General features: G+C 61.9%; 12 protein-coding genes and 1 pseudogene. 12 read left to right on the top strand and 1 reads right to left on the bottom strand.

All coding sequences use genetic code 11. From position 1 onward, the window contains the following. Positions 1-8 precede the first annotated feature (8 nt). The 5 genes from P3T23_RS29105 (at position 9) to P3T23_RS29125 (ending at position 5142) form a co-directional block, all read left to right on the top strand. On the top strand, positions 9-422 hold the full coding sequence (locus tag P3T23_RS29105) for a Zn-ribbon domain-containing OB-fold protein (RefSeq protein ID WP_429319550.1): 414 nt from the start codon (positions 9-11) through the stop codon (positions 420-422). Continuing rightward, on the top strand, positions 419-1609 hold the full coding sequence (locus P3T23_RS29110) for a thiolase family protein (protein WP_429319551.1): 1191 nt from the start codon (positions 419-421) through the stop codon (positions 1607-1609). Before P3T23_RS29105 ends, P3T23_RS29110 begins: the two co-directional genes overlap by 4 nt. Before the next feature lie 187 nt (positions 1610-1796). After that, positions 1797-3098: an MFS transporter gene (locus P3T23_RS29115; RefSeq protein WP_429319552.1), complete on the top strand. Its 1302-nt coding sequence runs from the start codon at positions 1797-1799 to the stop codon at positions 3096-3098. Between the two features lie 23 nt (positions 3099-3121). Further along, positions 3122-4360, top strand: a complete 1239-nt coding sequence (locus tag P3T23_RS29120) for an NAD(P)/FAD-dependent oxidoreductase (RefSeq protein ID WP_429319553.1) — start codon at positions 3122-3124, stop codon at positions 4358-4360. An 80-nt stretch (positions 4361-4440) separates the two neighbouring features. Continuing rightward, the gene (locus P3T23_RS29125) at positions 4441-5142 is read left to right on the top strand and encodes a hypothetical protein (RefSeq protein WP_429319554.1); all 702 of its coding nucleotides are present in this window, start codon (positions 4441-4443) and stop codon (positions 5140-5142) included. 24 nt (positions 5143-5166) lie between these two features. Here the strand turns inward: P3T23_RS29125 and P3T23_RS29130 are convergent, their stop codons facing one another. Beyond that, entirely contained in the window at positions 5167-5415 is a 249-nt protein-coding gene (locus tag P3T23_RS29130) for a hypothetical protein (RefSeq protein ID WP_429319555.1), read from the bottom strand. Positions 5416-5489: 74 nt separating this feature from the next. On the opposite strand from P3T23_RS29130, the gene P3T23_RS29135 reads away from it, so the two are divergent. From P3T23_RS29135 to P3T23_RS29165, 7 genes and pseudogenes are all read left to right on the top strand, one after another. Beyond that, a complete protein-coding gene (locus tag P3T23_RS29135) occupies positions 5490-6410 on the top strand; it encodes a LysR substrate-binding domain-containing protein (protein ID WP_429319556.1) in 921 nt (306 codons plus the stop codon). A gap of 104 nt (positions 6411-6514) precedes the next feature. Further along, complete coding sequence (locus P3T23_RS29140) at positions 6515-7390, top strand: FAS1-like dehydratase domain-containing protein (RefSeq protein WP_429319557.1); 876 nt, start codon at positions 6515-6517, stop codon at positions 7388-7390. Positions 7391-7410: 20 nt separating this feature from the next. Then, positions 7411-8571, top strand: a complete 1161-nt coding sequence (locus tag P3T23_RS29145) for an acyl-CoA dehydrogenase family protein (protein WP_429319558.1) — start codon at positions 7411-7413, stop codon at positions 8569-8571. Between the two features lie 10 nt (positions 8572-8581). Continuing rightward, entirely contained in the window at positions 8582-9760 is a 1179-nt protein-coding gene (locus P3T23_RS29150; protein ID WP_429319559.1) for a CaiB/BaiF CoA transferase family protein, read from the top strand. 24 nt (positions 9761-9784) lie between these two features. Then, complete coding sequence (locus tag P3T23_RS29155; RefSeq protein ID WP_429319560.1) at positions 9785-11161, top strand: MmgE/PrpD family protein; 1377 nt, start codon at positions 9785-9787, stop codon at positions 11159-11161. Then, the gene (locus P3T23_RS29160) at positions 11154-11996 is read left to right on the top strand and encodes an HpcH/HpaI aldolase/citrate lyase family protein (protein ID WP_429319561.1); all 843 of its coding nucleotides are present in this window, start codon (positions 11154-11156) and stop codon (positions 11994-11996) included. The genes P3T23_RS29155 and P3T23_RS29160 overlap by 8 nt, the downstream gene beginning before the upstream one ends. A gap of 27 nt (positions 11997-12023) precedes the next feature. Further along, positions 12024-12611: pseudogene (locus P3T23_RS29165) on the top strand (MFS transporter); the annotation flags it as partial. Positions 12612-12764: the final 153 nt, after the last annotated feature.

Here is a 12764-nt window from a genome sequence, read left to right on the forward strand (position 1 = left end):
TCGCATCCATGCCGAGAAAACTTCCTCTTCTGACTGCTGAAACCGCGCCGTTCTGGCAAGGCGGTGAACACGGCGTGCTGAACGTCTACCACTGCGATGCATGCCGCCATCTGTTTCATCCGCCCGCGCCGCTCTGTCCGCGCTGCATGTCGTCGCACGTCGGCGCCAAGCCGGCCTCGGGACGCGGCAAGGTGGTGAGTTTCACGATCAATCATCAGGCATGGCTAACCGATCTTCCGGTGCCGTATGTCGTCGCGATCGTCGAACTCGCGGAGCGCGAAGGCCTGCGTTTCGTCACGAATATCGTCGGCGGTGCAGTCACGGACGTACATATCGGCATGCCGGTACGCGTGAAATTTGAACAGCAGGAAGACGTGTGGCTGCCGCTCTTCGAAGCCGATCCCGAGCGGAGCGTTGCATGAGCGACAACCTGTTCGAGAAGAACGTGGCGATCAGCGGCATCGGCCAGTCGGAAGTGGGCCGCCCGTCGAACCGTACGGCCATGCAGTTGAGCGTGGATGCCGCGCTCGAAGCGATCGCCGATGCCGGTCTCACTCGCGAGGACATCGACGGGATTTCGTGTTGGCCCGGCGACAACGACAACGGCAACCCGTTCTCGCCGGTGGGCCCAAATGCGCTGATGAATGTGCTCGGCCTGAAGGTGAACTGGTATGGCGCGGGCTACGAAGGGCCCGGGCCGCTCACGGGTCTGGTAAACGGCGCGATGGCGATCGCTGCGGGCCTGTGCAAACACGTGCTGGTGTTCCGCACCATTACCGAGGCAAGCGCGCGCCTCAAAAGCAAGACCGCCAGCGCGCTCACCAACAAGACAGTGGGCCGCGACGGCAGCTATTTCTGGCAGTGGTATACGCCCTTCAATGTCGTCTCCGGCATCAACCTGATGGCGCTGTATGCACAACGTCACTTTCACGAGTACGGCACTACGCCCGAGCAACTTGCACAGATTCCGCTGACCTGTCGTGCCAACGCGATGCTCAATCCGAAAGCGGTGTTTCGCGATGCGATGACGATGGACGACTACCTCGCGTCACGCACGATCTCCACGCCGCTGCGCATGTTCGATTGCGACGTGCATTGCGACGCGTCCACGGCCATCGTGCTGTCACGCGCCGACCTTGCACGCAACGGGCCGAACGCGCCGATCCGGCTCGAAGCCATCGGCTCCGCGCTGCATCAGCCGTGGTCGTGGGATCAGATTTCGTTGACGGAGATCGCCTGCTTCGACGTCGGACGCATGCTGTGGTCGCGTACCGATCTGAAGCCGAAGGACGTCGGCAATGCACAGCTCTACGACGGCTTTTCGATCCTGACGATGCTATGGATGGAAGGACTCGGCCTCTGCCCGCGCGGCGAGAGCGGCGCGTTTGTCGAAGGCGGCCAGCGTATCGTGCGCGACGGCCAGTTGCCGTTGAACACCAACGGTGGGCAGCTGTCCGGCGGACGTACGCACGGCCTCGGCTACGTGCACGAAGCCTGCACGCAGTTGTGGGGCCGAGGCGGCGAACGCCAGGTCGCGCCGCACGAGGTGGCGATTGCCGCGGCGGGCGGTGGACCGCTCGGTGCCAGCGTGCTGCTGGTCAAGGAATGACACGGCTCAGCTTAAGGCCGATGGCCCAGCCAACCGCGTGCCATCCCAGGGCATCTACCGAGTTATCCGAATCAATCTATATATAGAATTGTTTTCTCTATCTGAAATATAACACGCGCGGCGGGCTGCTTCCCAAGCGCGTTTTGCGCGCACAGTGGCCGCTTGCCGATCCGTAAAGGAACCGCCGATGTCCCCCTCTGACCCGTCTCAATCCGCCGCCATCGACCTCACCGAATTCCGCGCCGGCTGGCGCCCCGTGCTGATGGCAATGCTCGGGCTCGGCGTGGCCGCCAACGCTTCGCTGCTGTATGCGTTCGGTTCGCTGGTGATTCCGCTTCAACATGCACTTGGCTGGAGCCGCGGTGAATTGCAACCGGCGATCAGCTTTCTGTTCGGCGGCGCCGTGATCGGCGCGCAAATTGTCGGCTGGCTCAATGAACGCTATGGGATGCGGCATGTGACGATCGCGTCGCTGATCGGACTTGCTGTCGTCTACGCGTTGATGTCGCTGATGCAGGTGATGGGCCACTCGATCGGCTGGCTCTATCTGATGTGCACGCTGCTGCCGATCGCCGGCATGGGCACGATGCACATCACGTGGACGCATCTGGTCAACCTGTGGTTCGAGCGCAATCGCGGCCTGGCACTTGCCGTGATGCTATCGGGCACAGGCCTCTCGGCGATTCTGATTCCGACGGCGGTGACGTGGGTGATCGGCCGCTGGAACTGGCAAGCGGCATTTCTTTTGCTTGCGGCGCTGCCGTTGATTCTGGTGTTGCCGCTCGTGCTGATGTGGTTGCAGACACCGGCCGGGCAAGACGCCTCTGCCGGCCGTGGCGAGCGTGCCGCCGGCCATCGCGCGGCGCCACCAGTGCGGGCGCACACGGGGCTCGCGTTCCGTGACGCGATTGGTTCGGCGCGCTTCTGGACGCTCAACATTGCCCTTTCGCTCGTGGTAGCTGCGACCGTCTCGATGGTCAGCAACACCGCGCCGCTCCTGCGCGACAAAGGGCTTTCAGCTGCCGAAGCCAGTCATATTTTCGGCAGCTTCGGGCTCTCGCTGATCGGTGGCCGACTGCTCGTCGGCTATCTGATCGACCGTTTGTGGGCGCCCGCGGTCGCTGCCGTCGCGCTGGCCACGCCCGCCCTGGGCTGTCTGCTGCTATCCACCACCGGTGCCGATCACGCCGGCACGCTCGCGCTTGCCACGCTGTTGATCGGCCTCGGTGCCGGCGCCGAGTTCGACATTGCCGCGTACCTGATGGCGCGTTACTTCGGCATGCGCGACTACGGGCGTCTCTTCGGCGTGCATATCGCGCTGATCACCATTGCGTCGGCATTGGCGCCGTGGCTGTTTGGCCGGATCTACACCGTGACCGGCTCATACACGACGATGCTGTCGATCTGCGGCACCGCCTTTCTGCTCGGCGCGATCACGCTGCTGCCGCTCGGCCGTTACCCGAAATTCGATTCGCTGAATCTGGCCTGATTACTCATACTCTCGATCCTCTCATGTCATTGAATAACGTCGTCATTGTCGGTGCGGGCCAGGCCGGATATCAGACCGCGGCCTCGCTGCGGCAGGAAGGTTTTGAAGGCAGCATCACGCTGATCGGTGACGAGCCCGGTGTGCCCTACCAGCGTCCACCGTTGTCGAAGGCTTACCTGCTCGGCAAGATCGGCGCTACGGCGCTGCGCTTTCGCACTCACGAATGGTTCGAGCAGCAGCGTCTCGCGCGGGTCGAAGCGCAGGTCACGTGGATCGATCGCGAGGCGCAGCGCGTGGAACTGGCGAGCGGCGAGCGTGTGCCGTACGACCATCTGGTGCTCGCCATGGGCGCACGCAACCGTGTTCCGCCCATCGAGGGAATCGAACTCGACGGCGTATTCGGCATCCGCACGCTGGAGCATGCCGATGCGCTCGCGCCGCGTGTGGGGGTCGCGCGCGACGTGGTCGTAATCGGCGCCGGCTTCATCGGCCTCGAATTCGCGGCCGTAGCGGCGGCCAAAGGCCTATCGGTCCACGTGGTCGAACTCGGAACGCGGCCGATGGCGCGCGCCCTCTCCACTCATATGTCGACGCTGTTCAGCGCCGCGCATACCGGCTGGGGCGTGAAATTCGACTTCGGCCAAACCGTCGAGCGGCTGGTCGGCGACAACGGCCGGATAGTGGCCGTGGAAACGGGCGACGGCCGCCGTCTGCCCGCGCAACTGGTCGTCTACGGGATCGGCGTGCTGCCCAACACCGACCTCGCCGCCGATGCGGGCCTCGCCGTGCAGAACGGCATCTGCGTCGACGCGCAGTTGCTGACCAGCGATCCGTCAATTTCAGCCATCGGCGACGCCGTCAGTTTTCCGTCTGCGTGGAGCGGCGCGCCGATCCGCCTGGAGTCGGTGCAAAATGCCGTCGACCAGGCGCGCAATGTGGCGGCACGCCTGACGGGCAAGCCGGTGGCTTACACTGCGCTGCCGTGGTTCTGGAGCGACCAGGGCGACCTGAAACTGCAGATCGCGGGGCTCTCCGATGGCCATGACGAAACGGTCCTGCTGGGCTCGAGCGAGAGTCGCCAACTGAGCGTGTTGTGCTTCCGCTCCGGTCGTCTGATCGCCGTAGAGTCGTGTAACCGGCCGGGCGACCATATGGCGTCTCGCAAGCTGCTGGCCCGCGCCGCCTTGCCAACGATCGCGCAAGCAGCCGAGCCGGGTTTCGATCTGAAGGAATTCGAGGCCGCTACACGTGAGCCGGGCTGAACCGATCTGAAGCTGATTTGAATGAGGCGGGTGCGGGCGCGCAGCGACGTCGTGGGTCAGCGTCACCTGCCGGAGCGTCGATGAGAGCACTCACATGGTCCATTGCAGCTTGGTGTCTGCCGATGGCGCTCGCGCATGCCGCCGCGCCAGCGGTCAGCGGCCCCGCGTCGCCTCAAGCCGCCCGTTGCATCGCCGGCGATGCGGGCCGTTACGAAGTCACCGAGTTTGTCGACCGAACCAAGCTCGTGAGCGACGGCCATCTGGTCAAGCGTATCGACGTGCCCCAGGCCAGCTGTTATCCCTTGTGCCGGCGCGAACAGGTCGATAGCCATCTATACCGGATCGAAGATCCTGCCGGTGACGAACTCATGCACCCGTCACTGCATAACGACGATCCGGCGGACCCGGCACGCGTGTCGTCAGCCGCGCTGCAGCAGATCGATGCCGCCACGCTGCAACTGGAAGTTAGGACCCGAGGCCGCGCGCACGCCTGGATTGTCGAGGCTGACACGGTCAAACGTATGGTGACGTCGACGAAGGAAACGACTGCCAGCGGCAGCCTGACGTATAACGATCTGTTTTTTGTCGTGTTCAACCATGCATCGCTGCCCACGCTGACCATCACGGCGGGGGATGCCACGCGTGAGTTGGGCCCGAGCGAATTGGACCTGAATCAGTTGCCTTCGTGGCTGGTCGAGCCGATCGCGCCACAGCAGTTGGGCGAGTCGACGGTTTATACGCTGAAGATCGTCGGCGGCCCGGGTTGCGCAACAGGTAACTGAACACCGGTCGGGACAGCGGGCAATTCAATTCCGGCTCACGTCACGGCCGTGCTGCGTCGTCGCCTTGGCTGTATAGCCGACGATCTCGTCCGGATTCGATGAGTTCATCGAGACGAGTTTCGCTTCGGTCTGCACCCGCTCGCTGTTGATCACCAGCGGATGTGTCTGGTCAAACTCGGAACGCATTTTTTTCAGGGCCTGCTGCATGTCTGCTTTGGCACTTTCAGTGTCGAACAAATCGAACGGCTCGTTCCTGAGCGGCGCGATCAACATCGCTTTCTCCAGATTGATTTCTGCTATTTGCTACACTGGATCAACGGAGCATCTCTTCATTCAGAGCACGTAACATGGCCATGCATTTCGATCTGGTTGATCTTCGTCTCTTCACATGTATTGCTGAGACGGATAGCTTGACGCGTGGTGCCGAGCGGTTTCATATGTCTGTACCCGCAGCAAGCACCCGGATCAAAAATCTGGAAGAAAGCATGGGGGCGAAACTGCTGTATCGGACTAGCCAGGGGGTTACCCTCACGCCACCGGGCCAGGCCTTCCTTCACCATGCGCGGGTTGTCCTCTCGCAGCTCGAGCAGTTGCGCGGCGACATGCAGGAGTACGCACGCGGCGTCAAAGGTCATGTGCGGATCTTCGCGAATACGACGGCGACCACGGAGTTTCTCCCTAACGACCTGCGTGACTTCCTCGCCGAGCATCCCGACGTGAACGTCGAGCTTCGCGAACGGTTGAGTCATGACGTGGTGCGCGCCGTCAGCGAGGGCACGGCGGACGTTGGCATTGTGGCGGGGAATGTCAGGCCCGAATCGCTGGAAGTCATGCCGTATCGCTCTGACCGGCTCATACTGGCGGTGTCGGAATCACACCCTTTGGCCGGGAAAACGTCCATTCCATTTGAGGAGGCAACGGAGTTCGACTTCGTCGGGATGCCTGAGGCGAGCGCGATTCACACGTTTCTGAACCGCGTAGCACACGATATACACAAGAAACTTCAGGTGCGAATTGAAGTAGGCAACTTCGAAGCGCTATGCCGCATGATCGAGGCTAACGTCGGGATCGGCGTGCTGCCCCGTTCGTCAGCGATACGCTACGTCAAAACCATGAACATCCGTCTGGTTGAAATCGAGGATGCCTGGGCGAAGCGCAATCTGCTGATCTGCGTGCGCAACCTCGACCTGTTGCCGTCTTTCGCGCGGGAACTCGTCGACCTCCTCACACAAAAATGCAAAGGCGATTGCGAGGGTCAGCCGGCGTGAAAGGCAGCAGTTAGTCTGCGTTTAAAGCCCTCTTCTCCACACACAAATTGTAGTCAGCAGGCCGGTGCGGCAATCTAGCGTGGACGACGCTATCCGATGCCCTCATGACTACCGAACTCAACTATCTGCGCACGTGGATCGGCCGAACCCAGGCTGAGCAGGAACTCGTCTCCCCGCGTCTTGCGCAACAACTCGCCGCTACACTGGACTACGAGGACGTGCCGCGTGCCGGCTCTCCGTTGCCTCCCCTTTGGCACTGGGCGCTCTTTCCTCATATCGTTTCGCAACCGCAGGTTGGCGTGGACGGGCATCCGAAACGCGGTGGATTCCTGCCGCCCGTGCCATTGCCCCGCCGTATGTGGGCAGGCAGCCGGGTCCGGTTCGAGCGGCCGCTCGTGGTCGGCAGCCTGGTCACCAGAACCTCCCAGATTGTCGACGTCGCCGCCAAGGAAGGACGCACAGGAAAACTCGTATTTGTGCGTCTGCGTCACGAACTGGAAGACTCGGAAGGTCCCCTGCTCTCCGAAGAGCAAGACGTTGTTTATCGCGAATCCGCGACGACTGTGTATAGCGCGGCGACCGGACCAACAGCGCCCACAGAGTTCACATGGAAGCGGGAAATCGTGCCCGACCCCGTTCTGCTCTTTCGCTACTCCGCCGATACGTTCAACGGACATCGCATTCACTATGACCGCACCTACGCTCATGAACAGGAAGGCTATCCCGCGCTGGTCGTACACGGGCCGTTGACCGCGACTTTGCTGGTCGATCTCGTCCGACGCAGCCTTCCCGGCGAGTCGATCGCGTCCTTCTCGTTCAAAGCGGTCAACCCACTCTTTGACCACGCCCCCTTTCATCTATACGCCGCGCGCGCAGCCGGATCGAACGAGGTGAGGCTTTGGGCTGCCAATTCCGAAGGCGTGTTGTGCGTCGATGCAGCGGCAACGCTAACGGCACCTGCGCGTGCTTTTCAAAAATGAAACCGAAGGAGTAGAGACAAGTGCTGGCTAACGTTGATCCCTATCAGGACATTCGCGAAGCGGTTCGCGATCTGTGTTCCAACTTCCCTGCCGAGTATTTCCGCAAGGTCGATGAGGAGCGCGCCTATCCCGAGACCTTTGTGCAAGCCCTGACCGACGCCGGTTGGCTTGCCGCGCTGATTCCGCAGGAATATGGCGGCTCGGGACTAGGGCTAACCGAAGCGTCGGTGATCATGGAGGAGATCAACCGCAGCGGCGGCAATTCCGGCGCGTGCCACGGGCAGATGTACAACATGGGGACGTTGCTCAGACACGGCTCCGCCGAGCAAAAGGCTCGCTACCTGCCGGAAATCGCTAGCGGAAAGTTGCGGCTTCAATCGATGGGTGTGACCGAGCCGACCACGGGCACCGACACCACCAGTCTCAAGACGACTGCAGTTCGCAAGGGCGACCGGTATATCGTCAACGGTCAGAAGGTCTGGATCTCGCGGATTCAACACTCCGATCTGATGATTCTGCTGGCGCGGACCATACCAATCGATCGGGTCGCCAAAAAGTCCGAGGGCATGTCGATATTTCTGGTCGACCTGCATCACGCGGTCGAGCAAGGCATGACAGTTCGCCCGATCCCGAACATGGTGAATCACGAGACTAACGAGCTCTTTTTCGACAACCTCGAGATTCCCGCCGAAAACCTGATTGGTGAAGAAGGCAAAGGCTTCAAGTACATCCTTGATGGGCTGAATGCCGAGCGGACACTGATTGCTGCCGAGTGTATCGGCGACGGCTACTGGTTCCTCGACAAGGTTTGTACGTATGTCAAAGAACGCGTCGTCTTCGGCCGCCCGATCGGACAGAACCAGGGCGTGCAGTTTCCGATCGCCCGCGCACACGTCAACGTCGAAGCGGCAAGCCTGATGCGCTATAAGGCCTGCGAGCTTTTCGATGCCAAACAACCGGCCGGCGCGCAAGCCAACATGGCAAAGCTGCTGGCTGCGGACGCTTCCTGGGAAGCCGCCAACGCGTGTCTGCAGTTCCACGGTGGCTTCGGCTTTGCGAACGAATACGACGTGGAACGCAAATTCCGCGAAACACGCCTCTATCAGGTCGCGCCGATCTCGACCAATCTCATTCTTTCGTATGTAGCCGAGCATCTGCTCGGGCTGCCGCGTTCTTTCTAAGGGGCTGGACATGAAACCGCTGGACGGCGTGAAGGTTATTACCCTCGAACACGCGATTGCAGCACCGTTTTGCACCCGTCAACTCGCCGATCTCGGCGCACGCGTGATCAAGATCGAGCGCCCCGGTACAGGTGACTTCGCGCGCGCCTACGACGAGCGTGTACACGGCATGGCCTCGCACTTTGTATGGTGCAACCGCTCGAAGGAAAGCCTCACGCTGGACGTCAAGGCCCCGCAGGCGCAGGGTATCTTCGAGCGCTTGCTCGAAGATACCGACGTGCTGGTGCAGAATCTGGCACCCGGCGCTGCAGCGCGACTGGGGCTGTCGTATGAAGCGTTGCGTACGAAGTATCCCCGCCTGATTGTCTGCAACATCTCGGGTTACGGCTCCGATGGTCCGTATCGCGACAAGAAAGCCTACGATTTGCTGATCCAGAGCGAGTCCGGTTTTCTTTCGATTACTGGCGGCCCGGACTCGCCTGCGAAGGCCGGCTGTTCCATCGCCGATATCGCTGCAGGGATGTACGCCTATACGAACATCCTCGCCGCGCTTCTGCAACGTTCGAAGACGGGTTTGGGAAGAGAAATCGACGTCTCGATGCTCGAGAGCATGGTGGAGTGGATGACGTATCCCCTTTACTACGCGTTCGATGGCGCATCGCCGCCGCCTCGCGCTGGAGCCGCTCACGCGACCATCTACCCCTATGGCCCTTTCCCTGCTGGGGACGCAAAGACCGTCATGCTGGGCTTGCAGAACGAGCGTGAGTGGGGCGTCTTCTGCGCAAAGGTTCTGCTCGCACCCGAGCTGGCTACCGATCCTCGCTTCAGTTCCAACTCAAAGCGGGTGGCGGCACGCGAGGCGCTGCGCGACATCATCGCCAAGGCATTCAGCAAACTGACCTCGGAAGAAGTCATCAGCCGGCTGGATCACGCGCAGATTGCCAACGCGCGGATGAACGACATGTCTGACGTGTGGGCGCATCCACAGCTTAACGAACGCAATCGCTGGGTGAACATCGACTCGCCTGCCGGCTCCATTCCGGCCTTGCTGCCACCAGGCATCGGTACGGCATCCGATGTCCGACTCGACCCTGTCCCCGCACTGGGCCAACACACCGAAGCCCTTTTGAGCGAATTGGGCTTTTCGAACGATGCCATCCGCGAACTTCGTGACGCGGCCGTCGTATAACTCCCCAGTTAAGGTAAGCCTGTTATGAGCAACACACAGATTCTGGCTTCGTTTGCGGCCAATCTCGAGTTTGAACAGATCCCCAAGGACGTCGTAGCACGCACGGAAGACCTCTTCCTCGACTGGTTCGGATCCGCATTGGCTGGTCGCGGAGCGCGCCCCGTCGAGACGATCCAGAAACGCGCATTTGATTTCGGCCCGCAGTCCGGTCCCTGCGAAGTTCTGATCTCCCGCCGAACCACCAGCCCGCTCTTCGCGGCAATGATCAATGGCGCGGCGTCGCACTTCGCCGAACAGGACGACCTCCACAACAGTTCAGTCCTGCACCCGGCAACCGTCGTCTTCCCCGCGGCATGGGCCGCCGCTCAAGCACTCGGAAGAAGCGGCAAGGAGTTCATCGCTGCATCCGTCGCGGGCTATGAAGTGGGTATCCGCGTCGGCGAATTCCTCGGTCGATCGCACTACAAGATTTTTCATACCACCGGTACGGTCGGAACGATCGCAGCCGCCGCGGCGGTCGGCAGGCTTCTGCGGTTGAGCGGCGAACAGATGGTGAATGCGTTCGGCTCCGCCGGTACCCAGGCAGCCGGGCTCTGGGAGTTCCTGAAAGACGCTGCGGACTCCAAGCAACTGCATACGGCCAAGGCTGCAGCGAACGGTCTTCTCGCGGCCTACCTGGCGGCCGACGGCTTCACCGGCGCGAAAGATATCTTCGAGGGCGGCAAAGGCATGGGAGCCGGCATGTCCACGCAAACGCATCCGGACAAGCTCGCCGACGCGCTCGGCACGCGCTGGGCCCTGAGTGAAACTTCGTTCAAGTATCACGCCTCCTGCCGGCACACCCATCCGGCGGCCGATGCGCTGCTGCAGGTCATCAGGCAGGAGCAAATCGCATCGGACGACATCGAGACGGTGGTGACTCATGTTCACCAGGCCGCAATCGACGTCCTCGGGGCGGTAACCGATCCGCAGACGGTTCATCAGGCGAAGTTCTCCATGGGCACCGTGCTCGCCATCGCCGCGGAGTTCGGCCACGCGGGCGTACGTGAGTTCGACGCCCACTACAGGGACAGCAGGATCGCGCACTTCTGCAAGAAAGTTTCGATGGTGCTCGACCCTGAGGTCGATACGGCCTATCCGTCACGCTGGATCGGCAAAGTCACCGTGCAGACCAAGGATGGCCACACTTTCGAAGGTCGAGTGGATGACCCCAAGGGGGATCCAGGCAACACCCTCACGCGCGCCGAACTCGAGCATAAAGCGCTCACGCTTGGCTTGTATGGCAATGCGGCTACCGAAGACGAACTCAAGCGCGCCATTGCGTCCGTATGGGCGATTAGCGATGCGATCGTCGTTCCCAAACTGCTCCCCGAATCGAAACTGGAGGCTCATCATGGCTGACCTGGCACCCCGGTCCTATCTCTTCGTTCCTGGCAACCGGCCCGACCGGTTTGCCAAGGCTGCGGCGTCGGGAGTCGACGTTGTGGTTATCGATCTGGAAGACGCCGTACCTCCCGCCGAAAAGAAGATCGCGCGGGCCGCCCTTGCCGAGTGGCTGTCGACAAACAGCACGCCAGTCGCCGTGCGGGTAAATGATGTGAACAGCGAATGGTTTCGCGACGACATCGCCGTATGCCGTGCGCCCTCCGTGGCCGCCGTCATGCTGCCCAAGACGGAACGCATCGACGATATCTTCCTGTGCGAGTTCGCCGGCAAGCCGACCGACATCCTGCCGATGATCGAGACGGCCCAAGGTTTTCGGAATCTGGTTGCTATCGCCCAGCACCGGCTGACCACGCGGCTCGTCTTTGGCAATGTGGATTTCCAGCTTGACCTCGGCATCGATGGAGACGATGAGCAGCTCCTGTATTTCCGCTCACAGATCGTCTTCGCATCCCGCATCGGCAACCTGCTTCCGCCGGTGGACGGGGTCAGTACCACGCTCGACGATCCCGAGCAGATCACGCGCGACACGATTCGTGCAAAGCGGCTCGGCTTCGGCGCCAAGCTTTGTATTCATCCCCGGCAGGTGGCTGCGGTCAATGCTGCGTTCGTCCCCAGCGAGAAGGATGTCGAATGGGCGCGCCGGGTTGTCGAAGGCGCCGCTGCCTCGCACGGAGCGGCCGTTGCTGTGGACGGCCGCATGGTAGACCGGCCCGTCATTTTGAAGGCGCAGGAAATCCTGGCAGAGTCCCAGCGACGTCTGCCAGAGTACATCGTGACCGCGGAGAACTAGAGGGCTGCGACCGCGTCGACGCGGTTCTTCACGCCGTTGCTGCTGCAAACGGGCTTCGGCATGACGCCTCAGGCGGCGGGCATCGCGGTGATACCGCTGCCGGTGTGCCTGGCGCTTGGCAGCCTGGCGAACACGCGCATCGTCACGCGTTTGCGCGCCCCGATGACGATCGTCACGGTCGGCTTCGCCTTGATCGGCGCAGGTTGCGTCGGTACGTCGATGCTCGACAGCACAAGCCCGCATGCGCTGGGCGCGTTGTCGATGGGCGCGGCAGGCGTCGGCCTCGGCTTCATCTTCAACAGCCTCAACGTTTTTGCGCAGGAGTTGAGTGGGCGCGCACGTTTCGGCATCACGACCGCGCTTATCCAGTCGACGCGGATGGTGGGCGGTATGCTGGGGACGGCCACGATCGGCAGGCTCGTCTCGCGCAGCTTGGCACGTATCGTCGCAGGCGCCGGCAATGGCGCGCTCGCCGGGGATCAGGCGGCTGTCGCGCATGCCATCCATATGGGGTTCGCGATCGTCGTCGTGGTGGTATGCGCCGCGGTGGTCTGTGCGCGGCGCATCGTCGGCGTGCGCCTGCGTCCGGTGCCTTCAGCCCAGCAAGGAGAATGACAGAGTCGCAATAGGCGAAGTCGCGAGAGATGCCTTCGCTCTGGTCTGTAGTTGAGCGACTTGGCAATCACCGCTTCTTCAAGTTACTGCTCCCCCGACACCTGGTTGAAGTGGTTCACGGAGGTGGCCGCACCAGCGACATCTACGGAGTCA

The organism is Paraburkholderia sp. GAS448 (assembly GCF_050435685.1).
Taxonomy (GTDB): Bacteria; Pseudomonadota; Gammaproteobacteria; order Burkholderiales; family Burkholderiaceae; genus Paraburkholderia.

What these genes read in the sequence shown, in the direction of transcription:
- P3T23_RS29105 (WP_429319550.1), top strand. Translation starts at nt 9, where the DNA reads ATGCCGAGAAAACTTCCTCTTCTGACTGCTGAAACCGCGCCGTTCTGG.
- P3T23_RS29110 (WP_429319551.1), top strand. Translation starts at nt 419, where the DNA reads ATGAGCGACAACCTGTTCGAGAAGAACGTGGCGATCAGCGGCATCGGC.
- P3T23_RS29115 (WP_429319552.1), top strand. Translation starts at nt 1,797, where the DNA reads ATGTCCCCCTCTGACCCGTCTCAATCCGCCGCCATCGACCTCACCGAA.
- P3T23_RS29120 (WP_429319553.1), top strand. Translation starts at nt 3,122, where the DNA reads ATGTCATTGAATAACGTCGTCATTGTCGGTGCGGGCCAGGCCGGATAT.
- P3T23_RS29125 (WP_429319554.1), top strand. Translation starts at nt 4,441, where the DNA reads ATGAGAGCACTCACATGGTCCATTGCAGCTTGGTGTCTGCCGATGGCG.
- P3T23_RS29130 (WP_429319555.1), bottom strand. Translation starts at nt 5,415, where the DNA reads ATGTTGATCGCGCCGCTCAGGAACGAGCCGTTCGATTTGTTCGACACT.
- P3T23_RS29135 (WP_429319556.1), top strand. Translation starts at nt 5,490, where the DNA reads ATGGCCATGCATTTCGATCTGGTTGATCTTCGTCTCTTCACATGTATT.
- P3T23_RS29140 (WP_429319557.1), top strand. Translation starts at nt 6,515, where the DNA reads ATGACTACCGAACTCAACTATCTGCGCACGTGGATCGGCCGAACCCAG.
- P3T23_RS29150 (WP_429319559.1), top strand. Translation starts at nt 8,582, where the DNA reads ATGAAACCGCTGGACGGCGTGAAGGTTATTACCCTCGAACACGCGATT.
- P3T23_RS29155 (WP_429319560.1), top strand. Translation starts at nt 9,785, where the DNA reads ATGAGCAACACACAGATTCTGGCTTCGTTTGCGGCCAATCTCGAGTTT.
- P3T23_RS29160 (WP_429319561.1), top strand. Translation starts at nt 11,154, where the DNA reads ATGGCTGACCTGGCACCCCGGTCCTATCTCTTCGTTCCTGGCAACCGG.